The organism is Methylobacterium mesophilicum (assembly GCF_022179445.1).
GTDB classification, from domain to species: Bacteria; Pseudomonadota; Alphaproteobacteria; order Rhizobiales; family Beijerinckiaceae; genus Methylobacterium; species Methylobacterium mesophilicum.
Genome location: NZ_BPQU01000002.1, coordinates 347,506 through 368,549, shown reverse-complemented (window position 1 = coordinate 368,549; position 21,044 = coordinate 347,506). Strand labels below are relative to the sequence as shown.

Here is a 21,044-nt window from a genome sequence, read left to right as displayed (position 1 = left end):
TCGCCCGCAATCGCGGCGCCGCGCCGCCGGAGGTGCCGTTCACCTTCGTGTACTGGGCGGACCTGCGCTACCCGGAGCCCCTGGCGGGCGGGCGCAACCGCGAGCCCTACGATGCCGATTCCGGCACCGGCCCGTTCCCGTCCCCGGCGGACGCCCCCGAGCAGGCCGAGCCGACCCTCACGGACCGGATCTACCGTGGCCTCTCCTACCTGGAGGAGGCCACCGGGTTCACGCCGGTCGACGACCTGATCCTCGAATACCGCCTCGACGACCTCTGGGGCTATCACGCGGACGCGGCGTTCCGGGCCGCCGCCCGCGCGCGCCTGCGCGAGGCCCTGACCGAGGCGGCCGACCGCGACGTGCTGATCGCCGCGCACTCGATGGGCGGGCTGATCGCCTACGACGTGCTCCGGGCCGCCGAGCGGGACGGGACTCCCCTGCCCCGCTGCACCCTGGTCACCCTCGGCTCGCCCCTGGGGCTCGCCGAATTGAAGCTGAAGCTCGCGGGCGAGCACGGCGACCTGCGCGTGCCGGCGGCGGTCACGGCCTGGACCAACCTGATGGACCGCCAGGATATCGCCACGGTGGGCGACGACCTCGCCGAGACCTACCCGCCGAACGCCGCCGGGGTCCGGGTGCGGGACCTGCCGGTGATCAACGCCTACCGCAGGCCGGACGGCACCGAGAACCGACACAAATCCTACGGCTACCTGCGCACCCCGGAATTCTCGGACGCCGTGGCGGCGTTCCTGGCCGCCACGGCCTGAGACAGGGCGGGGGCCGCCGTCACAACCGGCCCGGCACGGCCTCGCGCAGCACCCGCTCGGCGGCGGCGTCCTCGATCTTGTTGATCAGCCGGCTCGCCTCGTGCTCGTCGCGCAGGGTCTTGGCCAGGGTGAAGGTCGTGCCGGTGAGGAAGAGCGCCGCCATGGCGAGGTAGCCTTTGATCCAGATATCGGCGGGCAGGAAGAAGATCCCGATCGCCAGCATGGCGGCGGCGGCGGTGAAGCTCACCAGGGTGAAGGTCTTCCAGGCGGCGGTGTGGGGCATCTGCGGCATCATCGGTCGTGCTCCTGTGGCTCGGGTGATCGCTTGGGTAGTTGCTCGGGTGGCGAACGGAACGACGGGTCAGGCCTGGGCCCGGAGGCGGTCGAGCACCGTCCGCGGGTCGGTGCGGGGGCGGCCGTAGCCGGCGGCGTCGAGGACGGCCTCGATCCCGGACGCCGCCTCGGCCTCCAGGGCCGCCAGGGCCTCGGCGGCATCCGCTTCGGCAGCCTGGGCCTCGCGCAGGCGCGCCAGCGTCCGCTCGGCCTCCCCGAGGGCGCCCGCCGACGGGGCCGTGACCCGGCGCCCCTGGATCCCCGCCCGCCGCAGCGCCTCGGTGGTCCGGGCGGTCTGAAGGCCGCGGTCGAGGTCCCGCAGGCGCTCGCCGCCCTGCCCGACCAGGCGCTTCAGCCGCTCGATCTCGGCGGCGAAGCGGGCCGCGGCGGCTTGCCGGTCGGAGCGCTCGTCCTCCAGGGCGGCGATGTGGATTGCCGCCTCGCTGCCGAGATCCTCGCGTCCGTCGGCGAGCGCCCGGCGCGCCCCGTCCGACAGGGTCTCGATCCGGGCGTCGATCCCGTCCAGCGCGCGGGCCTCGGCGGCGTGGTAGGCCATGGCGACGGCGAGCTCGCGCCGGGCCGTCGCCAGGGCTCCGGCCGCCTCCCGGATCTGCTGGCGCAGGATCGTCACCGCGTTGGCGTCGTGGATCGCCTGGGCGTTGTCGGCGATCACGCCGCGCATCAGGAGGGAGAGGGTCCTCATCACGGTTCACCTCGGGGAGCGGCGCACCGGACCCGGTCCGGAATTTGTTGAACGCCGTTCATAAAAGACATAAGCACGGCCGGACGGACTCGGCAAGGCATTAAATGAACGACGTTCAGAAAAAACTGCGGGGCCGCCCGCGCAAGGGTCAGACCGACCGCCAGGCGGATCGTCAGACCCTGATCGCGGCCGCGGTGGCGATCCTGGACGCGGGCGGGCCGGGGGCGCTCACCGCCCGGGCGGTCGCCGAGCGGGCGGGTACCGCGGTCGGCTCGGTCTACACGCAGTTCGACAGCCTGGAACTGCTGCGGCTGGAGGCCAACGCCATCACGATGCGGCGCCTGCGGGACGCCCTGGCGGCGGCGCTTTCCGCCTGCCCGTCCCGGGAGACCGACGCCCGGCTGCTGTGCCTGGCCGACGCCTACCTGGCGTTCGCCGCCGAGCACCATCCCGCCTGGGTGGCGATCTTCGAGCGGCGCACGGTGGCGGCGCCCGCCTCGGTCCAAGCCGACATCGCGGCCCTGTTCGGGGTCCTGGAGGGTGTGCTGCGCGATGGCGGCCAACTCGCCGAGGCCGCGATCCCGGTGATGGCCCGGGCGCTTTGGTCGAGCGTCCACGGCATGACCTACCTGGCCGATCTCGGCGGCCTCGGGCCCCTCGGGGCGGCGGATGTCCGCCCGATGATCGACGCCCTGGTGCGGGCGGCGGTGCGGGGCTTTCCGTCCGCCTGAACTCGTCCGCGGGCAGGGTCTGGCTCGAACGGTCGGGGCTCCGCCCCGAAGCCCCGCCGAAGTCCTGAGCCCTTTGGGAACCCGATACTTCCGGTCGCCTGGCGCGCGCCGCCGGAATGGATAACCGGTTCGGTACAAGCGAGCGCGTTGTATCGACGGCGCTAAGCGGCCTTCACCTCGGCCAAAAAGCCCTTGACCGCTTGGTCGAGGTCGTCCGAGCCGCGGGTGAGGTCCCGGGCGGCGGCCAGCACCTGCTCGGAGGCGAACCCGGTCTCGTCGGCGCCCCGGCGCAGGTCGGCGATGCTCCCGGACACCGCCTCGGCCCCGGAGGCGGCGCTCACCACCCCGCGCACGATCTCCTGGATCGCGGCGTTCTGCTCTTCCATGGCGGCCGCGACCCCGACCGCGATGCTGCGCATCTCCTCGATGGTCTGGCCGACCTCGCCGATCGCCGCCACGGCCTGACGGGTCTCGCCCTGGATCCGGGCGATCTGCGCGGCGATGTCGTCGGTGGCCTTGGCGGTCTGGCTCGCCAGCTCCTTCACCTCCGTGGCGACCACCGCGAAGCCGCGGCCGGCCTCGCCGGCGCGGGCCGCCTCGATGGTGGCGTTCAAGGCCAGCAGGTTGGTCTGCGCGGCGATGCCCGAGATGAGGGCGACCACGTTGCCGATCCGCTCGGTGCCGTCGGCGAGCGCCCGCACGGTCGCCTCGCCCTGGCGGGTGGTCTCGGCCGCGCGTCCGGCGATCTCCGAGGTGTGCGATGCACCTGCCCGGCGATCTCCTGGACCGAGGCCGACATCTCCTCGGTGGCCGCCGCTGCGGTCTGGACGTCCGCCGAGGTCCCGGCCGCCTGGGCGGTGACCGCGCCGGAGCGCTCGGTGCCGCGGGCGGCCGTGGCGGTCATCGCCTGCGCGGTGCCCTCGAGTTCGGAGGCCGCCGCCGCGAGGCCCCGGCTCAGGTCGCCCGCCCGGGTCTCGAAGGCCCGGGTCAGGCGGTCGAGGGCGGCGGCCCGCCGAGAGGCCCCCTCGGCCCCCTCGGCGGCGCGCGCATCCGCCTCGGCCTTGGCGACAAGCGCGTCCTTGAACACCTGCACGGCGCCGGCCATCGTGCCGATCTCGTCGCCGCGCCCGCGCTCCGGGACCGCGGCGGCGATGTCGCCCGCCGCGAGGCGGTGCATGGCCTGGTTCAGGGCCAGGAGCGGCCGGGTCACCCGGCGGCCGATCACGGCCGCCAGCAAGCCGATCAGCGCGATCACCACCAGCATCCCGGCCGCCGCCCGCCAGGCCGCATCCCACAGGATCGCCGCGGTGTCGTCGGCGTAGATGCCGGTGCCGATCACCCAGCCCCAGGGGGCGAAGCCGCGCACGTAGGACAGCTTCGGCACCGGCGCCTCGGACCCGGCCTTAGGCCAGTGATAGTCGACGAAGCCCTGGCCCTGCCCCTTGGCGAGCGCGACGAAGTCGCGGAACAGGTACTTGCCGGTGGGATCCTGGACGCCGGAGAGGTCCTTGCCCTCGAGTTCGGGCTTCATCGGATGGGCGACCATGCGGGGCTGCAGGTCGTTGATCCAGAAGTATTCCTGGGCGTCGTAGCGCAGGGTCTTGATGGCCCGGATCGCCGCGCCCTGGGCGTCGGCCCGGGACATCCGGCCGTCCCGCTCGTCGCCCTCGAAATAGGCCGCCACGCCGTGAGCCACGTCCGTCAGGTTGCGGGTCTTGGCCATGCGATCCTGCTCAACCTGCGATTTCAGGTTGAGCAGGCCGATGCAAGAGACTGCCGCGATGCCCAGCAGCGCGGTGGCCGTGATGGTGTGGAGCCTCGCTCCGATGCCGATCTTCACGAGCCCGCCCCCGGAACGAAAATTTCACGCGGAGAGACTGTGCGACGTTACCGTTACCGCGCCGTGAAGACCGCGCCGGGCCTTGCGCTTATCGGCATGAGGCTGTCCACTTGCCGCCAATAAAGCCCGGATCCGGACATGAAGCCGGCGGGCCAGGGAGGACAGACATGGTGCGTGCGTTGCGGGCGACTGCGATTCCGGGACTCTGCCGTCACCTCTTCCAGGGCGGCCCCGCCGCCCTGCTGCTGGCCGGGCTGGCGCTCGCCGCCCCGTTCGCCGTCCCGGCGCAGGCCGACGATTCCAAGGTCCGGATCAGCCGGCAGCCCGGCTTCGTCTACCTGCCGGCGGTGCTCGCCGAGCGGCACAAGCTCATCGAGAAGCAGGCCAAGGCGGCCGGCCTCGGCGACGTCACGGTCGAGTGGGTGAACCTGACCAGCGGCGCGGCCGGCAACGACGCGCTGCTGTCGGGCAACATCGACATCGTCGACAGCGGCTCCACCAACATGCTGCTGCTCAACGACCGCACCCGGGGCGACGTGAAGGGCCTGTGCGGGGTCGGCAGCACGCCGATGCTGCTGCTCACCCGCAACCCGGACGTGAAGACGGTCAGCGACTTCTCCGGCAAGGACAAGATCGCCCTGCCCTCCGTGAAGGTCTCGTCCCAGGCGGTGCTGCTCCAGATCGCCGCCAAGAAGGCCTTCGGCCCCGACGGGGCGACCAAGCTCGACCCGCTCACCGTCCAGCTCGGCCATCCCGACGCGGTGGCGGCGCTGGCGAGCCCCCAGAACGAGGTCAACAGCCACTTCTCGCTGCCGCCGTTCCAGCAGCGCGAGCTGCAGGACCCGGCGATCCACGCGGTGCTCAACTCCTACGAGCTGGTCGGCGAGCCGGTGAGCAACGCGATCTTCTATGCCCGGACCGGCTGGTTCACCCGCAACCCCAAGCTCGCCGCCGCCATCGTGGCCGCCATCGACGAGGCGAATGCCGAGATCGCCAAGGACCCGCTCCAGGCCGCCAAGGACTACGTCGCGGCCACCAACGAGAAGACGCCCCCCGAGACGCTGGTGGCGATCATGAAGGAGCCGGGCACGAACTTCTCCACGACCCCGTACGGGATCATGCTCCAGGCCCGGCACTTCTACGCGATGAAGACCATCAAGGCCGAGCCCAAGGATTGGAAGGACACGTTCTTCCCGATCGTCCACGGGCTGCCGGGGAAGTAGGGGGCTTGCTCGTCCCCGCGCGGCCGTTGTTGCTCGTCCTGGGCCGCGCTATATTGGGGAGTGGGATCGGCGACGGCTACCGCCGATCCCTGGCAATTACCCGTTAGGGTTTAGCCAACTCCAGAACAGCGGGTGGACGGCGAGTCGGAGTCGGAAGCTCCACTCGCCGTCTGCTTTTCTGGAGACTGCCAGAAGGATGACCATCCTCTGCACTCCCGGCCGCAACCGGCCGCGTGCGGCCTTCGCGGGTGAGTCGGTCGGGCTCACATCCGGTTTGTAGCCCGGCCTCGTGCGCCGTTTAATCGGCGCCAGGCGTCCCGAACCGCCGAACCCGCGATTGCGCCGTTCCCCGGGCGGCCCTATAGTGAGCCATCCCCATTCGACAGCGTGAGACGGGACTTCCGGATCTGCATCCGGAGCCCGGTGCCCGGTGCCCGGCCCCCGTCCCGCCAGGCCGGAGCACGAGAGCACATGTCCCAGGGTCCGCTGATGCCGAAGGCGACCGCCGTCTGGCTGGTCGAGAACACCTCCTTGGCCTTCGAGCAGATCGCCGACTTCTGCAAGCTGCACCCGCTCGAGGTGAAGGGCATCGCCGACGGCGAGGTCGCGGCCGGCATCAAGGGGCTCGATCCGGTCTCCACCGGCCAGCTCACCCGCGACGAGATCGAGAAGGCCCAGAAGGCGCCGCACTACAAGCTCAAGCCGGCCGTCTCGAAGGTGAAGCTGCCGGAGGTGAAGCGCACCACCAAGGGCCCGCGCTACACGCCGCTCTCCCGCCGCCAGGACCGGCCGAACGCCATCCTGTGGCTGCTGCGCAACCACCCCGAGCTGAAGGACTCGCAGATCATTCGCCTCGTCGGCACCACCAAGTCGACGATCCAGCAGATCCGCGAGCGCACCCACTGGAATTCCGGCTCGCTCCAGCCGATGGACCCGGTGACCCTGGGCCTGGCCACCCAGATCAACCTCGACTTCGAGGTCCAGCGCGCCGCGGCCGACCGCCCGGCCGCCCTGGCCGCCGAATCCGGCGCCTCGCTCCTGCCCACCGAGGTCTCGACGGCCCCCGAGCCCGAGGAGGCGGGCGAGCATGGCGGCCGCGAGGAGCGGATCGACGCCGACTCGGTCTTCGCCAAGCTCAAGGGCCGGCATCAGGACGAGGACGACGAGGCGTAGGATCGGCGATCCGCGCCCCACGTCCGACTCGGGCGAGGGGCGCATCCGCAATGTGCGTCTCGGCAGGTGCGTCGACGCCCCTCCCCCTTTCCGGCAAGCCGGCCGAAGCCGTCAATCCGGCAGCGGCTTCCCGGTCGTCTCCGGCATGAACCACGGCACGATCAGCCCGATCGCGTAGACGCTCGACATGGTCAGGGCCGCGGCGGCCACGCCGCCCGACAGGGTGACGATCTGCCCGGCGATGATCGGGAAGATCCAGGCGATCAGTCGCGCGCCGTTGAAGACGGCGCTGGCTGCCGTCGCCCGCACCGCCGGGGTGAACAGCTCCACCAAGTAGATCGCCATCCACGAGAAGGCGAAGCCCAGGGTGAAGAACCCGTTCAGGAACGCGAGCCCCATGAATGGCACCAGCCCGCCCGTCCAGAGATAGCAGGCGAGCGAGGTGACGATACAGCCGGCATACGTGATCAGCAGGAAGGCGCGCCGCCCGACCGCATCCGCCACGAAGCCGGAGAGCAGGTAGGCGATGATCGCCCCGACATTGTAGATGATGCCCATGCGCGGGCCCCACACGTTGGCAGGTTCGCCTGCGACCTTGGCCAGCCCCTCCGTGTAGGCCGGCAACCACGACGAGACCGCCCACCAGCCGACCGTCGTGGCGAACGACATCAGGGTGGCGAGCAGGACCCGCCGGCGGCTCTCGCGTTCCCGGAAGATCTCCGTCAGGGAGAACGGACGCCGTCCCATGGGTTGCGTGCTCGCGGCGTCCTCGGCGGTGGCGGCCCAGCGCTGCTCCCGCAGGGCCTGCATCCACTGCTCGGATTCCTCCAGGGCGCGCCGCAGGTACAGGCAGACGAGGGCCGGAAGCGCGCCCAGCGCGAACATGATCCGCCATGATTCCGGGCCGAGGGGTTCGAAGGCGGCGAGCAGCGCCCAGACGATCGCGGCGAGCACCGCGCCGCCGCCGAAGCCCGATTGCAGGAAGCCGCAGCCCTTCGGCCGGGCCCGGTTCGGCCAGGTCTCGGCGACCAGGGCGATGCCGGTGGACCATTCGGAGCCGATGGCGAGTCCGGTTATGAACCGTAGGATCGCGAGCTGAGCGAAGCTTCCGGCAAACGCCGTCAGCCCCGTGAACAGGGCGTATCCCAGGATGGACAGCATCATCATGCGCTTGCGGCCGATGTAGTCGGCCGCGATGCCACCCATCAGCCCGCCGAGCCCCCAGCCCAGGAGGGTGATCCCGATCGCCGCCCCCACGTAGAAGGCCGGCGCCTGGGCCTGCTCGGGAGTGAGGAGAGATCCGAGGGCCGGGCGGAGCGCGTAGACCAGGGCGACCGCCTCGTAGCCGTCGAAGATCCGGCCGAGATAGCTGCCCCAGAGAATGCGCCAGTGCCGCCGTGTCAGGCCGGCGTGCCAGGGTGCGCTGGCCCCATCGGGTCGCCGGACATCGCCCGCACGCATCGCTCGTGTCCTCCCGGCCGGGCCGCAACCCGGGCGGGCCCTCTTCAGGCTGGTATACAGGTCGTCCGCGCCGCGTCGGCGGAAGCAGTTGCTCCGACGACGACATTCGCGTCCCGATGCGCCATATTCGCATCACGCCGCGCGGTATCCGGGCTGCCCCGAGCCCCGGCTCAGCGCGTCGCGTCGAACGCCGCCAGGAAGGTCGTCAGGTTCTCCGGCAGGGCCGCGCAGAGGTAGCCGCCCTCCTGGACGATCGCGGTTGGCAGCCCGGCGCGCGCGATCCTCTGCGCCGCCGCGGCAAAACCCGCTCCGGTCACCGTGAGGACGCCGATCGGATCGTCCGCCGCGGCGTCGAGGCCCAGGGCCACCACCAGGCCCCGCGGCCGGAACGCCGCGATCGCCGCGAGTCCGGCCTCCACGGCGGCGAGCCAGGGCGCGTCGCCGGAACCCGGCGGCAGCGGCAGGTTGCGGTTGAGGCCGGTGCCGGCCCCCGCCCCGGTCTCGTCGGCATAGCCGGCAAAGAACGGGAAGTAGTCCGACGGGTCCGCGTGGACCGAGACCGTGAGCACGTCCCCGCGCGTATAGAAGATCCCCTGCGTGCCGTTGCCGTGGTGGACGTCGATGTCGAGGATCGCCACGGGGCCGCCCCCGGCCGCCCGCATCCGCTCCGCCGCGATCGCGCTGTTGTTGAGGAAGCAGAAGCCGCCGGCCGAATCCGCGTAGGCGTGGTGGCCGGGCGGCCGGCACAGGGCGTAGGCGTGGCCCGTCTCCAGGGCCGCGTCGGCGGTCGCGACGGCGCATTGGGCCGCGCCGTAGACCGCCGCCCAGGTCCCGGCCCGGATCGGCGTCGAGGTGTCGGCGGTGTAGAGCCCGGCGAGCCCGAGCAGGCCGGTGGGCGTCCGGTGCATCTGCGGCCGGGCGAAGCTGCCTGTGAGGATCTCGTCGGCGACCCCCGGGATCTCCGACCGGCGTGCCCAGGCCTCGGCCAGGAACGCGAGGTAGCCGGGAGCGTGCACCGCCCGGATCGGGTCGAGGCCGTGATCGGCAGGCTCCGCGAGGGCATGGCCGCCATCCCGGGCCGCCGCGTGCAGGATGGCGTAGCGGGAGGCCTGCTCGGGGTGCGGGATCGGCGTGCCCCGCCGCAGGTACTGGTCGGGATCGTGCCGGGCGGAGGCGGCGGTGTGGAAGACGCGCATGGGAGCAGGTTAGGCGCAGCCCCGCGCCGCGTCACCCCGGCTCGGATCGAGGGGGGCCGGGTTTCCAAGGGGCTCAGCCCTTTGGCGGGGTATCGGGGCAAGCCCGATGCACCAGGGCTCCGCGCTGGACCCGCGAAAGGTCTCGACCTTTCGAATCCGGGATTTTCAGGGGTCAGGCCGTAGGCCGCCTCATCCGTGGCGCCTGTAGGGCGGCTCGTCGGGGCTGTCGACGAGCCGGCCCGCCAGGATGGGCGTCTCGGCCGCGATCTCGCGGAGCAGGGTCGGCACCCGGGCCCAGGGCTCGGTGACGGCGTGGGTGCCCCGCCGGCCGGTGGCCCTCTCCTGGCCGCCGGCCACGAGGACATCCGGCCAGCGCGCGCAGAACGCCTCCACGCAGGCCGGGTCGAAATGGCGGCCGCTATCGGCCCGGATGCAGGCCAGGGCCGCCTCGAACGACATCGCCTCCTTGTAGGGGCGCTGCGTGGTCAGGGCGTCGAACACGTCCGCCACGGCGACGATCCGGGCCGCCAGGGGGATCGCGTCGCCCGCGAGCCCCTTCGGGTAGCCGCTGCCGTTCCACTTCTCGTGATGCGCCTCGGCGATCTCGGCGGCCAGCCGGATCAGCTCGGAGGAGCTGCCGCCCAGGATGCGCTGGCCGATGGTCGCATGCGTCTTGATCAGGGCGAACTCGTCCGGGTCGAGCCGGCCGGGCTTCAGCAGGATGCCGTCCGGGATGGCGACCTTGCCGACATCGTGCAGCGGCGCGGCGAGGTACAGGTTGCGGCAGGCCTCCGCCGGCAGGCCGAGCGCCTCGGCCACGATCTGACTGTAGCGGGCGACCCGCCAGGTGTGGTCGCCGGTGTCGTTGTCGCGGTACTCCACGGCCAGCGACAGGCGGAAGATGATCTCCTCCTCGCGCTCGCGCATGTGCCGGAGGGCGGCCTCGACCTCGCCGTCGAGCCAGGCGGCCTGCTCGGCCAGCCGCCGCACCGCCTTGGCGAGGCGGATCAGGTTGCGCAGCCGCACGGTCTGCTCGACGCCCCGCATGGACTTGTCGAGGAAGTCCGTCGCCCCCGCCTCGAGCGCGGCGAGCCGCACCGCGTCGGAGATGTCGCTGGTCACCATCGCGATCGGCACCTGCGCGTAGTGCGGGATGGTGCGCATGCGCTGGATGAACGCGATCCCGTCCATGGCCGGCATGTGGTAGTCGACCAGCACGATGTCGAAGGCGCGCATCTGCGCCTCCACGAGGGCGGCGGCCGGGTCGGCGTAGTCGGTCACGCTGACGTCGGGCTTGGCCTCCAGCATCTGGCGCAGGCGCAGGCGCATGGTCGCGCTGTCGTCAACCAGGAGCGCGTCCATCATGGCGTCTCGCCTCGCCCGGCGGGCCGGATGCAGGACGGGCGGGGCGTCGGCGCCGCGATCCTGGCAGCCCGTGGGCGTCGGGAGCCGCGGGTCTCCGACGTCGGATCCGGAGGGCTGGAAGCGGTCATGATCCGATCCGGTGACGTTCGCGGGTGACGGTGCCGTGCGCGATCGGGAAAGTCTCGTCGGCGATGCGATACATTTGGAATATTGCACGTTAAAGGGGAGTAAATGATTACGCACTCGCGACCAAAGATAATTATTTACTTTTTAGAAAATATCTGCAGTAAATTTTCTAATTTTTGTAATATAATACTTAGTAGAGTGTAATATATTATAGATATAGTCCCAGAATTACAAATGATATGGATCGGGAAATATATCAATCCGGTGTCTATGCTGATTCTGCGGTGCCCTATCCTGCGCTGCTCCGGTTGCCGGGGCGGCTTCGGGCGACGCGGCCTCTGGCGGCCGCTGACACGCGGGCCGGGCGACGCTACCGTCCCGCGCCGTCGCTGCAGGACCAAAGCGCCCGGCGGTGCCGCTGCCGGGAGGGGCCTTCGGCGATGATGCGGTTCGATCTCACCGATCTCGGCCTGTTCCGGCACGTGGTCGAGGCCGGTTCGATCACCCACGGGGCGGCGCGGGCGAACCTCGCCCTGGCGGCCGCCTCGACGCGGATCCGGATCATGGAGGATTCGCTGGGCGCCGCGCTCCTGACCCGGGGGCGGCAGGGCGTCAGCCCGACCCCGGCGGGGCGCACGCTCCTGGCCCATGCCCGGGAGATCCTGGCCGGCGTCGAGCGCCTGCGCGAGGAGATGGCGGTGTTCTCCGGTGGCGCGGCCGGGCAGATCCGGGTGCTCGCCAACACCAACGCGCTGACCGAGTTCCTGCCCGACGCGCTGTCGGCCTTCCTGGCCGGCCATCCTGGGATCGGCGTCGAGATCGACGAGCGCACCTCCGAGGAGATCGTCGGGCTGGTGGCCGAGGGCGCGGCCGATCTCGGCATCCTGTCCGGCACGGTCGATACCGGCTCGCTCCAGACCTTCCCGTTCCGGGAGGACCGGTTCGTGCTGGTGGCGGCCCGGGATCATCCCCTGGCGGCGCGGGCCGAGATCCCCTTCGTGGAGGTGCTCGGCCACGACCTGGTCGGCCTCGACCGGCGCAGCGCCATCAGCCGGTTCCTGGTCGCCCAGGCGGTGCGGGAGGGGCGGCCGATGCGTCTGCGGGTGCAGTTGCGCGGCTTCGATGCCGTCTGCCGCCTGGTCCAGGCCCGGGTCGGGCTCGCGGTGCTCCCCGAGAGCGCCGCCGCCCGGGCGGCCCAGGGTCTCGCCATCGCGGTGGTGCCGCTCTCCGATCCGTGGGCCCGCCGCGACCTGACCCTGTGCCTGCGCGACCTCGACGGCCTGCCGCCGTTCATGCGGGCCTTCGTGGCGCAGCTGAGAGGCTGAAGCGTCGTCCCGATTCCAGCGATCCTGATGTGATCGGCGGAATCGCGGTAGAGTTCGTGCCCGGGCTTCGAAGGCCGATTCTCCGATGTCCCGCACATCGGAGCGGTGCCCGGATCAGCACAGCAGGAGGTACCGTGAACCGTTTGCTTTCCCGGGGCAGCATCGCCCTCCTTCTCGCCGCGGGACTTCCGGTCGCGGTGGACCAGGCGCACGCCGCGGCGTCCGCGATCAACCGGGTCGCCTTCGCCTGTCCCGCGGGGCAGACGCTCACGGTCGAGTTCGACACCGCCGACCTGAACGCGCCGGCCGTCGTTCACCCGCCCGCCGGCCCCTCGGTCACCTTGCCGGTCGAGCCGCACGCGGATGGGATCCAGTACGGTGACGCGCGCCATGAGCTGCGCGGCAAGGGTCGCACCGTCACCTGGACGGAGGCAGGCAAGCCACCTCTCACCTGCACGGAAGCCCGATCCGGCAAGTAGGGCCCGGCAAGTAAAAAGCCCGGCCGGAGCGGCTGCTACCGTCGATCCGAGGAAGATCCGGGCCGGGCGATAGATCCGATGAGATACAGAAATTCAATCAGAAGATGAGGCATCCCACCGGAGCCGGCGCGGCAGCGTAACCGTATGTTTCCACGGCCGCGAAAAATTACGTACGTGCTTTACAGAACTCCCGATCGCTACCATTCATGCGTTTTCGCGCGTTCAGGCTCTGACGCGGATGCGGGACGACTTTGAGATGACAGCAATGGGCAGCGAGGCGGAAACCTGCGACGTAGCCGTGGTGGGCGCCGGGCTGGCCGGGAGCTGCCTGGCCGGGGCGCTCGCCCGCGCCGGGACCCGGGTCACGCTGATCGACGCCCAGGCCGAACGCGGTGAGGCACGCCGCGACTTCCGGGCGGAGAAGTTCGGGGCCGACCAGATGGCGCTGTTCGAGGGCCTCGGCTTCGGGGCGGCTCTGGCCGCCTGCACGACGGCGACCGAGGAGGTCGCGGTGGTCCGCTATGGCCGCCTCGCCTACCGGGAGGCCGCCCGTGAATGGGGCGCGCATTATCCCGTCCTGGTCGGGGCCGCCCGGGCCGCCCTGCCCGACGGGCTGCTGACCCCCGGCCGGGTCGCCGATTTCGAGCTCGGGCCGGATCGCCAGATTCTCGCCTTGAGCGATGGCCGCCGGATCGAGGCGCGCCTCGTCGTGCTCGCCACCGGGCTCGGCCATGCGCTGCTCGCCAAGGCCGGCATCGCCAAGCGGGCACTGAGCCCGCGCCACTCCCTGGCGGTCGGCTTCGACATGGCGGCGCCGCGGGCCGCCTTCCCGTTCCCGGCCATGACCTACTTCGCCGAGGGGTTCGGCGGGCGCGACGCCTACCTGACCCTGTTCCCGATCGGGGAGGTGATGCGCGCCAACCTGTTCTGCTACCGCGATCCCGGCGAGCCCTGGGTCGCTTCCCTGCGCCGGGACCCGGAAGCCACCCTGCGGGCGATGATGCCCCACCTGGCGCGGCATTGCCCGGACCTGTCGGTGTCCGGCCCCCTCGAGGTCCGGCCGATCGACCTCGCCCGGGCCGACGGGGTGGAGCGCGACGGGCTGGTGCTGATCGGCGACGCCTTCCAGACCGCCTGCCCGATCCCCGGCACCGGGATCGGCAAGCTGCTCACCGATGCCGACCGGCTCGCCCGGGTCCACGTGCCGGCCTGGCTCGCCACCCCCGGCATGGGCCGGGACAAGATCGCGGCGTTCTACGCCGACCCGGTCAAGCAGGCCTGCGACGCCCGCAGCCTGCGCACTAGCGTCTACGCCCGCGGCCTCGCCGTGGAGACGGGGGCGCTCTGGCGAGCCCGGCGCCTGCGCAACCGCGTCGCCCGCACGGCGATTCGCCTGGTCAAGGACGGGCCGCGGGCCGCCGCGGCCCTGGCGCCCGGACTGCTGCCGATCGGGCTCTAACGTTCGGCTGCATCAAGGCTCCGCCCTGACAACCCGCCGAAGGGCTCGCCCTTTGGAAACCCGATCCCGCGCCGCAGGTCTTCGTCGCGGCGCGGCCATGGGGTAGCGTCGCGCTGATTCCGCCGGGGGGCGGAGGAGGGTTGCGCATGCCGATCGAGACCGTGGACGCCGCAGGGAGCCGGAGGGGCGCCGACCTGCTGCTGGATGTGCTGCGCTCGGAGGGCGTGCGCTACATCTTCGGCAATCCCGGCACCACCGAATTGCCGCTGATCGACGCGCTCACCGAGGCGCAGGACATCGGCTACATCCTGGCCCTGCAGGAGGCCACCGCGGTGGCGATGGCCGACGGCTACGCGCAGGGCGCGCGCCGGCCCGCCTTCCTCAACCTGCACACCGCCGGCGGCCTCGGCCACGGCATGGGCGCGCTGTGGAACGCGCAGGTCAGCGGCACGCCGCTGGTGGTGACGGCCGGGCAGCAGGACCTGCGCCACGCCCTCTCCGACCCGCTGCTGATGGGCGACCTCGTCGCCATCGCCGACCCGGTGGTGAAGTGGGCGCGCGAGGTCACGAGCCCGGACCAGATCCCGGTGCTCCTGCGCCGGGCCTTCCACGATTGCGGCGCCGCCCCGTCCGGCCCGGTCTTCCTGTCCCTGCCGATGGACGTCATGGAGGCGATGACCACGATCCCGGCGGGCGAGACCTCGACCATCGACCAGCGGGCGGTGGCGGGCTCCCTCGATCGCCTGGCCGAAAAGCTCGCCGCCATCGCGCCCGGCCGCCTGGCCCTGATCGCCGGCGACGAGATCGACGCCTCGGACGCCTCCGCCCAGATGGTGGCGCTCGCCGACCTGCTGGCCGCGCCGGTCTACGGCTCGTCCTGGCCGGCCCACATCCCGTTCCCCACCGCCCACCCGCTCTGGGCCGGCAACCTGCCGACCCGGGCCGACGCCATCGCCGACATCCTCGGGCGCTACGACGCGATCTTCGCGCTCGGCGGCAAGTCGCTGATCACCATCCTGTACTCGGAGGTCTCGGCGGTGCCGCCGGGGACGCAGGTGTTCCAGCTCTCCGCGGATGTCCGCGACCTCGGGCGCACCTACGCCACCAGTCTGTCGACGGTGGGCGACATCCAGGCGTCCCTGAACGCGCTGCTGCCGCTGCTGGCCCCGCGCGTGGCCGACCGGGCCGGTGCCTTCGCGGAGGTGCGCGCGGCGGCGACGACGGCCCGGGCCGAGCGCCGGGCGCAGCTCGCCGCCTCGGCGGATGCCGCCTTCGACGATCCGGTGATCGCCCCCCTGGTCGCCGCCCGCGAGGTGGCCCGGGCCGTGGGGGCGCAGACCACGATCATCGACGAGGCGCCCGCGACGCTGACCCACCTGCGCACGTTCCTGAACAGCAACTCCGTCCACCAATACGCCGCGATGCGTGGCGGCGTCCTCGGCTGGGGCATGCCGGCCGCGGTCGGTTTCTCGCTCGGCATCGACCGGGCCCCCGTGGTCTGCGTCGTCGGCGACGGGGCGGCCATGTACTCGCCCCAGGCGCTCTGGACGGCCGCGCACGAAAAACTGCCGGTCACCTTCGTGGTGATCAACAACGCCGAGTACAACATCCTGAAAAACTTCATGAAGGGCCAGGCGCACTACGCCTCGGTGCGCGCCAACCGCTTCATCGCCATGGATCTCACCGACCCGCGCGTCGACTACCTGGCGCTGGCCACCTCCATGGGCGTGCCGTCCCGGCGGGTGACCCGGGCCGCCGACATCGCCCCGGCGATCGAGGCCGGGATCCGGTCGGGGGGCGCCAACCTCGTGGAGGTGATCGTCCGGGCGAGCTGACCGGGGAGCGCCCGGGGGCATCGACCCAGAACACGGGCGGTTTCCGAGGGCCCGGCGGCCGATTCACGTCGCCTGCCGGACCTCCAATGTCTGTATGGACGGACATGCGGGGTTCGGCATGAGCATGCCGACCTTCACCAGCCGCGCGTTCGATCGCGAACCCGGACGCATCAAGCGCGCCGCCGCGGACGGCCCCGTGAACATCACCGAGCGCGGTCGGCCGATCATGGCTGTCCCGCCCTACGACGCCTACGAACGCCTGAAGGCTGCCCCCGGCACCATTCTCGATGCCCTCGACATGGAGGGTGTCGGCGACATCGACATCGACTTCACCCGGCCAGCCACGTTCCCGCGCCCGGCGACCGATGTACCTTCTGGACACCGACGGCCTGTCCGAACGCCGCAGGCGGCGCAGCGGCAGGATCAGTTCTGTGGTTGAGAGGTAGTCTACGCAGGTCGACCCAAGCAGCCTGCACCGCTCCGCCATCGCGGTCATGGAGGTCGAACTCGGCATCACTCAACTGGACCGCCGCGACCCCCGCCAGGCCTCTGCTTTGCGGCTCTGGCTGCACGAAGGTGTCCTGCCCGCATTCTGCCGATCGACACGGCGACCGGCGCGACGCTGCTCAACCCCTTGCGAGAGGGCCGCCCCCTCTGGCGGGCAGGGCAAGGAAAGGGACCCGGGGCGGCTCTATTCCAGCCCCGGGATCGGCACCCCGAAGGCGGCGGCCAGCAGCACCATGTTGAGGCCGAGCACCAGGGCCGCCCCGGCCATGGCGGCGGCCTGGGTCAGGGGGCCGTTGGCGAAGGCGCCCATCACGCTGCGGCGGCGGGTGAACACCACCAAAGCCACCATCGGCACCGGCAGGGCGAGCGACAGCACCACCTGGGACAGGACCAGGGCCCGGGTCGGGTCGACGCCGATCGCCACCACGGCGAAGGCCGGCAGCATGGTCACCAATCGGCGGACGATGAGCGGGATGTGCCAGCCGGTGAAGCCCTGCATCACCATCTGGCCGGCGAGCGTGCCCACCACCGAGGAGGAGATCCCGGAGGCGAGCAGCGACACCAGGAAGGCGGCCCCGGCCGCCGGCCCGAGCAGGGGGGTCAGGGTGCGGTAGGCCTGGTCGATCTCGGCGACCTCGCTGTGGCCGGCATGGAAGGCGGCGGCCGCCATGATCACCATCGCCATGTTGACGAGGCCCGCCAGCAGCAGCGCCACCACCACCTCGCGGTTCGAGAAGCGCACCAGCTGGCGCCGGTCGGAATCGTCGCGGGGGCTGCCCCGCCCCTGGGTCAGGCCCGAATGCAGGAACAGGGCGTGGGGCATCACGGTGGCGCCGATGATGCCGACCGCGATGGTCAGCGCCTGGGCGTCGGGAATCCGCGGGGTGACGAGCCCCTTGGCGGCGTCCGCCCAGTCCACCGGGGCGATGGCGAGTTCGACCGCGTAGCAGAGGCCGATCGTGCCGACCATCACGCCGATCGCGATCTCCAGCGGTCGGAACCCCTCCTGTTCCAGCAGCAGGATCGCGTAGGTGACGATCGCGGTGACCGCCATGCCGGCCATCAGCGGCATGCCGGTGAGCAGCGACAGCCCGATCGCGCCGCCCAGGAACTCGGCCAGGTCGGTGGCCATGGCGGCGACCTCGCTGATGCCCCACAGGCCGAGCCGCACCGGCAACGGCGTCGCGTCGCGGCAATGCTCCGCGAGGTTCTTGCCCGTGACGATCCCGAGCTTGGCCGAGAGCGCCTGGAACAGCATCGCGGTGATGTTGGCGAGCAGCACCACCCAGAGCAGGCCGTAGCCGTAGCGCGCGCCGGCCTGGATGTTGGTCGCGAAGTTGCCGGGATCCATGTAGGCGATCGACGCCGTCACGGCGGGGCCCACGAACAGCAGGAACCGGCCCCGGCCGCCCGGCCGCCCGTCGAGCGTGTCGCGGATCGCCTGCTCCGTGCGCCGGCTCATCCTGCCGAGCGCAGGGCCCGCCGGTGCCGTTCCTTCGGGCGCACGTCCCTCGGGCATCTGCCCTCCCGGGACCGTCGCCGCATCCGGCGTTGCCATGCCTCACCCTTTTCTCAAAGATATAGCTTGGGCTATATTCAAGGGATCGGCCGCGCGTTTCAAGGGGGCATTTAAGGGGGGGCGCGACCGCGTCGCGGGACTCCCCTCTCCCGGGCGGATTTTGCTAACAAGGGTCGGGCGGCGCCGGGGGGCGGCGAGAGGGAGAGCCGATGCAGGAACCGTCCGAGCCGGGTGCCTCCGAAACCCAGGGCCTGCCCGAGACCGCTCTGGTCGATCCTGAGCGGCACGTGGAGAGCTTCCGCCAGGCCCGCGAGGCGCGGCGTTCCGAACTCGTCGAGGATTACGTCGAGCTGATCGACGACCTGATCGGCGACGGCGGCGAGGCCCGCCAGGTCGACATCGCCGCGCGCCTCGGCGTGGCCCAGCCCACCGTCGCCAAGATGCTCAAGCGCCTGTGCGAGGACGGCTTCGTCCAGCAGAGGCCCTATCGCGGTGTGTTCCTGACCGAGGCCGGCCGCCGGCTGGCCGCCCAGGCGCGCGAGCGCCACCGCATCGTCGAGCGCTTCCTGTGCACCCTCGGCGTCAGCCCGGAGACCGCCCGGCGGGACGCCGAGGGGATCGAGCACCATGTCAGCGCCGAGACCCTAGCGGCGTTCCGCGCCTTCGTGGAGGGGCGGCAGGAGACGTGATCGGGCACGGACCGCGTTGCATCCGAGGGACAGAGAAGCACCGTGTGCGCCATGCGGGCTCGGCTTCCGAAGTCGCACGTGCCGCCGCCTATCGGGGCTGATTCGGATGAGCCGATGGCGCTCAGAAGCATCGACGGGTGGTGGCAGGGTGGCTGAGGGCACCTGATGCAATGCCCTGTGGTCAGATCCGCCCACGCGAAACGCCTGATGCTTGCCGGCGCGCTGGCGGTGGCTAAGTTGGGCCTCGGCCCGGACGTACGCTGTGAAATCATCGCTGGTGCAGCGCGATCCGCGTTCATGGATACCTGGCTCGGGCACCAAGACCGACCGGTGGGTTGGGACTGGGCCGGGCTGTCGTCCGACTTCCAGAACAACCATCCCAAGTGCTTCAACGCTGCGATCTGGCACGACGAGACGCTGTGTGGGTTGGCGATCGGTGCCGTGAACCAAGACAGGTTCGTTGCCTTGGATTTCCTTGAGGGCAATCCAGATCCGACGCATCCGCTCAAAGGGCAGGTGATCGCGATCGCCCTGACTATGGCGGAAGCCTACAGGCAGCTGATCGGTGTGCCGGAGCTACGGCTTCATCACGTCGACCCGGACCTTATCCCCTTGTACAAAAGGCAAGGCTTTGCGCTTGCGCCCGATCTGGCTGACTCTCATCATATGGTCCGGAGGTGATCTCAGTGCCGAAAGCTGCGCCCGTGACGGAACCGACGGTGACCAACCGCAAGGTGACCCGCGGCCGTATCCTCAGGCAGGCGCATCGACGCCTGCCCGACATCGAGCAGGCAGCGGCGGCTTTCATGGCCGCTGATCTCCCCTGGTTGGCACCAGAGGCGAGGGACGTGCTTGCGGCGACGCCAGAGGTTTACGGTCGGCCGGACGGTAAAGTACTCCCGCCGCCCGCGAAGAGAGTTCGGCGTTAACACTTCGGCCGACCGTCCGGCACTCATACCGTCGGCGCCGCCACCTTCTGCCGCAAACCCAAAATCACCGCGCGGAGCATCTCCGCCCCTGCCTCGCCGGGATCCGGCAGGGTTCCGGAGCGGGAGGCGTAGATCCGCTCGTGCACGAAGGCGAGCTTGGCGATCACCGTGGGGGTCAGCTTGAACGGGTAGAGCGCCGGCTGGCCCATGCTGTGGGACAGGGAGTTGATCGCGTAGGTCAGCGGCAGCCACGCCTCGATCAGCCGGTCGAGGTCGTGGGTGTCGTAGGGGTCGAAATCGATCACCGTGGGCGCCGTGGTGGCGTTGCGCAGGCGTGGGCGCACGTGCAGCTCGAAGGTCGAGGCGGTCTCCACCGTGTCGACGATGTGCAGGTAATGCGCGAAGGTCTCGGCGAAATCCTCCCACGGGTGGGCGGTGGCGTAGGCCGAGACGTAGGAATCCTCCCACTCGGCCGGGGCGCCGTGGGCGTAGTGATCCTGCAGGGCGCGGACGTAGTTCAGGCTCTCGTCCCCGAACAGGGCCCGGAACGCGCCCATGGTCGGCCCGTTCATCACCAGCAGGTACCAGAAATAATGCCCGATCTCGTGCCGGAAATGGCCGAGCAGGGTGCGGTAATGCTCCCCGAACAGGATCCGGCGGCGCTCGCGCTCGACGTCGTCGGCCTCGGCGATGTTCATGGTGATCAGGCCGTTGATGTGGCCCGTGAGCACCGGCGGCCCGTAGGAAAAACTCTCGGACGGATCGACCAGGAAATCGAAGGCCAGCCCGTCGGTGTACTGGGCCCGGGTCGCCAGGGGCAGTTCGAGGCGCAGCAGCGAGTAGAACAGTCGGCGCTTGGCCGCCTCGATCTGGCGCCAGCGGGCGAGGTTCCAGGATTGCGACAGGTCCGGCACCACCCGGTTGTGCCGGCAGGCGGTACAGAAGATGTCGGGATCGTCCTCCGGCACCAGCCAGTTGCAGGCCCCCGACAGGGCGTTGTTGCAGTAGCGGTAGCGCCGTCCGGAATCCGCGTAGGCGTGGAAGGTCTGGGCGCCGCCCATCGCCGGATGGGCCGAGAGGCCCATGGGCTCCAGGGCCGAGACCTCGTGTGCCGCGCAGACATAGCCCAGCTTGCGCGCGCAGCTCTCGCAGGCGGTCGCCTCGAAGGTGACCGGCTGGTCGCAGGCCTGGCACTGGAAGAGCTTCATCGCGCGGTCCCGGACCGGTAACCGGCCCACCTTTCGATCAAATGAGCGCGACCGGCAAAGTTCCGGCCAAGGTCGGCGGCGCTCCGCGGACGCGGAGGGCGCCGCACGAAAATTGCTTGTGACCCCATCCTTGGCACATAACCGCGCGGTGGGCTCGGCGATCGACCCGCCGCGGC

Annotated in this window: 19 protein-coding genes and 1 pseudogene; 11 read left to right on the top strand and 9 right to left on the bottom strand. The window is 70.9% G+C overall.

Annotation, left to right across the window (positions count from 1 at the left end):
* Nucleotides 1-32: 32 nt before the first annotated feature.
* The gene (locus MFF40_RS04355) at nucleotides 33-767 is read left to right on the top strand and encodes a hypothetical protein (protein WP_415623833.1); all 735 of its coding nucleotides are present in this window, start codon (nucleotides 33-35) and stop codon (nucleotides 765-767) included.
* Nucleotides 768-786: 19 nt separating this feature from the next.
* Here MFF40_RS04355 and MFF40_RS04350 read toward each other — a convergent pair whose 3' ends face one another.
* Together MFF40_RS04350 and MFF40_RS04345 are read right to left on the bottom strand one after the other, a co-directional pair.
* Complete coding sequence (locus tag MFF40_RS04350; protein WP_007563059.1) at nucleotides 787-1,062, bottom strand: YiaA/YiaB family inner membrane protein; 276 nt, start codon at nucleotides 1,060-1,062, stop codon at nucleotides 787-789.
* 66 nt (nucleotides 1,063-1,128) lie between these two features.
* Nucleotides 1,129-1,803 carry a PspA/IM30 family protein gene (locus MFF40_RS04345; RefSeq protein WP_147899265.1) on the bottom strand — a complete coding sequence of 225 codons (675 nt, stop codon included), beginning with the start codon at nucleotides 1,801-1,803 and terminating at the stop codon, nucleotides 1,129-1,131.
* A gap of 104 nt (nucleotides 1,804-1,907) precedes the next feature.
* Between MFF40_RS04345 and MFF40_RS04340 the strand changes: the two genes are divergently transcribed.
* Nucleotides 1,908-2,534 (top strand): TetR/AcrR family transcriptional regulator, encoded by a 627-nt coding sequence (locus MFF40_RS04340; RefSeq protein WP_147857482.1) that lies wholly within the window; start codon nucleotides 1,908-1,910, stop codon nucleotides 2,532-2,534.
* Between the two features lie 161 nt (nucleotides 2,535-2,695).
* On the opposite strand, the gene MFF40_RS28795 is transcribed toward MFF40_RS04340, so the two are convergent.
* Nucleotides 2,696-3,280 carry a methyl-accepting chemotaxis protein gene (locus MFF40_RS28795; protein ID WP_283206085.1) on the bottom strand — a complete coding sequence of 195 codons (585 nt, stop codon included), beginning with the start codon at nucleotides 3,278-3,280 and terminating at the stop codon, nucleotides 2,696-2,698.
* A gap of 380 nt (nucleotides 3,281-3,660) precedes the next feature.
* Nucleotides 3,661-4,257: pseudogene (locus MFF40_RS28790) on the bottom strand (cache domain-containing protein); the annotation flags it as partial.
* A gap of 284 nt (nucleotides 4,258-4,541) precedes the next feature.
* Between MFF40_RS28790 and MFF40_RS04330 the strand changes: the two are divergent.
* A complete protein-coding gene (locus tag MFF40_RS04330) occupies nucleotides 4,542-5,597 on the top strand; it encodes an ABC transporter substrate-binding protein (protein ID WP_238259761.1) in 1,056 nt (351 codons plus the stop codon).
* Nucleotides 5,598-6,068: 471 nt separating this feature from the next.
* Nucleotides 6,069-6,770 (top strand): DUF1013 domain-containing protein, encoded by a 702-nt coding sequence (locus MFF40_RS04325; RefSeq protein WP_147856223.1) that lies wholly within the window; start codon nucleotides 6,069-6,071, stop codon nucleotides 6,768-6,770.
* Between the two features lie 111 nt (nucleotides 6,771-6,881).
* On the opposite strand, the gene MFF40_RS04320 is transcribed toward MFF40_RS04325, so the two are convergent.
* The 3 genes from MFF40_RS04320 to MFF40_RS04310 form a co-directional block, all read right to left on the bottom strand.
* Nucleotides 6,882-8,231, bottom strand: coding sequence for an MFS transporter (locus MFF40_RS04320; RefSeq protein ID WP_238259759.1), 1,350 nt, complete (start codon nucleotides 8,229-8,231; stop codon nucleotides 6,882-6,884).
* A gap of 170 nt (nucleotides 8,232-8,401) precedes the next feature.
* Nucleotides 8,402-9,427 (bottom strand): histone deacetylase family protein, encoded by a 1,026-nt coding sequence (locus tag MFF40_RS04315; RefSeq protein WP_238259757.1) that lies wholly within the window; start codon nucleotides 9,425-9,427, stop codon nucleotides 8,402-8,404.
* 189 nt (nucleotides 9,428-9,616) lie between these two features.
* Entirely contained in the window at nucleotides 9,617-10,789 is a 1,173-nt protein-coding gene (locus MFF40_RS04310; RefSeq protein WP_238259785.1) for an HD domain-containing phosphohydrolase, read from the bottom strand.
* Between the two features lie 569 nt (nucleotides 10,790-11,358).
* On the opposite strand from MFF40_RS04310, the gene MFF40_RS04305 reads away from it, so the two are divergent.
* From MFF40_RS04305 to MFF40_RS04285, 5 genes are all read left to right on the top strand, one after another.
* Nucleotides 11,359-12,243, top strand: coding sequence for a LysR family transcriptional regulator (locus MFF40_RS04305; RefSeq protein WP_147857144.1), 885 nt, complete (start codon nucleotides 11,359-11,361; stop codon nucleotides 12,241-12,243).
* Nucleotides 12,244-12,377: 134 nt separating this feature from the next.
* Entirely contained in the window at nucleotides 12,378-12,722 is a 345-nt protein-coding gene (locus MFF40_RS04300) for an MliC family protein (protein ID WP_147857143.1), read from the top strand.
* Nucleotides 12,723-12,978: 256 nt separating this feature from the next.
* Nucleotides 12,979-14,181: an FAD-dependent oxidoreductase gene (locus MFF40_RS04295; RefSeq protein ID WP_147898164.1), complete on the top strand. Its 1,203-nt coding sequence runs from the start codon at nucleotides 12,979-12,981 to the stop codon at nucleotides 14,179-14,181.
* Nucleotides 14,182-14,327: 146 nt separating this feature from the next.
* Complete coding sequence (locus tag MFF40_RS04290; protein ID WP_147898165.1) at nucleotides 14,328-16,016, top strand: thiamine pyrophosphate-binding protein; 1,689 nt, start codon at nucleotides 14,328-14,330, stop codon at nucleotides 16,014-16,016.
* Between the two features lie 118 nt (nucleotides 16,017-16,134).
* The gene (locus tag MFF40_RS04285; protein WP_187278131.1) at nucleotides 16,135-16,455 is read left to right on the top strand and encodes a type II toxin-antitoxin system prevent-host-death family antitoxin; all 321 of its coding nucleotides are present in this window, start codon (nucleotides 16,135-16,137) and stop codon (nucleotides 16,453-16,455) included.
* A 252-nt stretch (nucleotides 16,456-16,707) separates the two neighbouring features.
* On the opposite strand, the gene MFF40_RS04280 is transcribed toward MFF40_RS04285, so the two are convergent.
* Entirely contained in the window at nucleotides 16,708-18,081 is a 1,374-nt protein-coding gene (locus MFF40_RS04280) for an Nramp family divalent metal transporter (RefSeq protein ID WP_147855026.1), read from the bottom strand.
* A 170-nt stretch (nucleotides 18,082-18,251) separates the two neighbouring features.
* Here MFF40_RS04280 and mntR point away from each other — a divergent pair, with 170 nt between their 5' ends.
* Complete coding sequence (mntR, locus tag MFF40_RS04275; protein WP_147855025.1) at nucleotides 18,252-18,731, top strand: manganese-binding transcriptional regulator MntR; 480 nt, start codon at nucleotides 18,252-18,254, stop codon at nucleotides 18,729-18,731.
* Nucleotides 18,732-18,938: 207 nt separating this feature from the next.
* A complete protein-coding gene (locus MFF40_RS04270; protein ID WP_147855024.1) occupies nucleotides 18,939-19,412 on the top strand; it encodes a hypothetical protein in 474 nt (157 codons plus the stop codon).
* 271 nt (nucleotides 19,413-19,683) lie between these two features.
* On the opposite strand, the gene MFF40_RS04265 is transcribed toward MFF40_RS04270, so the two are convergent.
* Entirely contained in the window at nucleotides 19,684-20,868 is a 1,185-nt protein-coding gene (locus MFF40_RS04265) for a zinc-binding metallopeptidase family protein (protein WP_147855023.1), read from the bottom strand.
* Nucleotides 20,869-21,044: the final 176 nt, after the last annotated feature.

Coding starts and splice junctions, on each gene's coding strand:
- MFF40_RS04350 (WP_007563059.1), bottom strand. CDS start 1,062: ATGATGCCGCAGATGCCCCACACCGCCGCCTGGAAGACCTTCACCCTG.
- MFF40_RS04345 (WP_147899265.1), bottom strand. CDS start 1,803: ATGAGGACCCTCTCCCTCCTGATGCGCGGCGTGATCGCCGACAACGCC.
- MFF40_RS04340 (WP_147857482.1), top strand. CDS start 1,908: ATGAACGACGTTCAGAAAAAACTGCGGGGCCGCCCGCGCAAGGGTCAG.
- MFF40_RS04330 (WP_238259761.1), top strand. CDS start 4,542: ATGGTGCGTGCGTTGCGGGCGACTGCGATTCCGGGACTCTGCCGTCAC.
- MFF40_RS04325 (WP_147856223.1), top strand. CDS start 6,069: ATGTCCCAGGGTCCGCTGATGCCGAAGGCGACCGCCGTCTGGCTGGTC.
- MFF40_RS04320 (WP_238259759.1), bottom strand. CDS start 8,231: ATGCGTGCGGGCGATGTCCGGCGACCCGATGGGGCCAGCGCACCCTGG.
- MFF40_RS04315 (WP_238259757.1), bottom strand. CDS start 9,427: ATGCGCGTCTTCCACACCGCCGCCTCCGCCCGGCACGATCCCGACCAG.
- MFF40_RS04310 (WP_238259785.1), bottom strand. CDS start 10,789: ATGGACGCGCTCCTGGTTGACGACAGCGCGACCATGCGCCTGCGCCTG.
- MFF40_RS04305 (WP_147857144.1), top strand. CDS start 11,359: ATGATGCGGTTCGATCTCACCGATCTCGGCCTGTTCCGGCACGTGGTC.
- MFF40_RS04295 (WP_147898164.1), top strand. CDS start 12,979: ATGACAGCAATGGGCAGCGAGGCGGAAACCTGCGACGTAGCCGTGGTG.
- MFF40_RS04290 (WP_147898165.1), top strand. CDS start 14,328: ATGCCGATCGAGACCGTGGACGCCGCAGGGAGCCGGAGGGGCGCCGAC.
- MFF40_RS04285 (WP_187278131.1), top strand. CDS start 16,135: ATGAGCATGCCGACCTTCACCAGCCGCGCGTTCGATCGCGAACCCGGA.
- MFF40_RS04280 (WP_147855026.1), bottom strand. CDS start 18,081: ATGGCAACGCCGGATGCGGCGACGGTCCCGGGAGGGCAGATGCCCGAG.
- mntR (WP_147855025.1), top strand. CDS start 18,252: ATGCAGGAACCGTCCGAGCCGGGTGCCTCCGAAACCCAGGGCCTGCCC.
- MFF40_RS04270 (WP_147855024.1), top strand. CDS start 18,939: ATGCTTGCCGGCGCGCTGGCGGTGGCTAAGTTGGGCCTCGGCCCGGAC.
- MFF40_RS04265 (WP_147855023.1), bottom strand. CDS start 20,868: ATGAAGCTCTTCCAGTGCCAGGCCTGCGACCAGCCGGTCACCTTCGAG.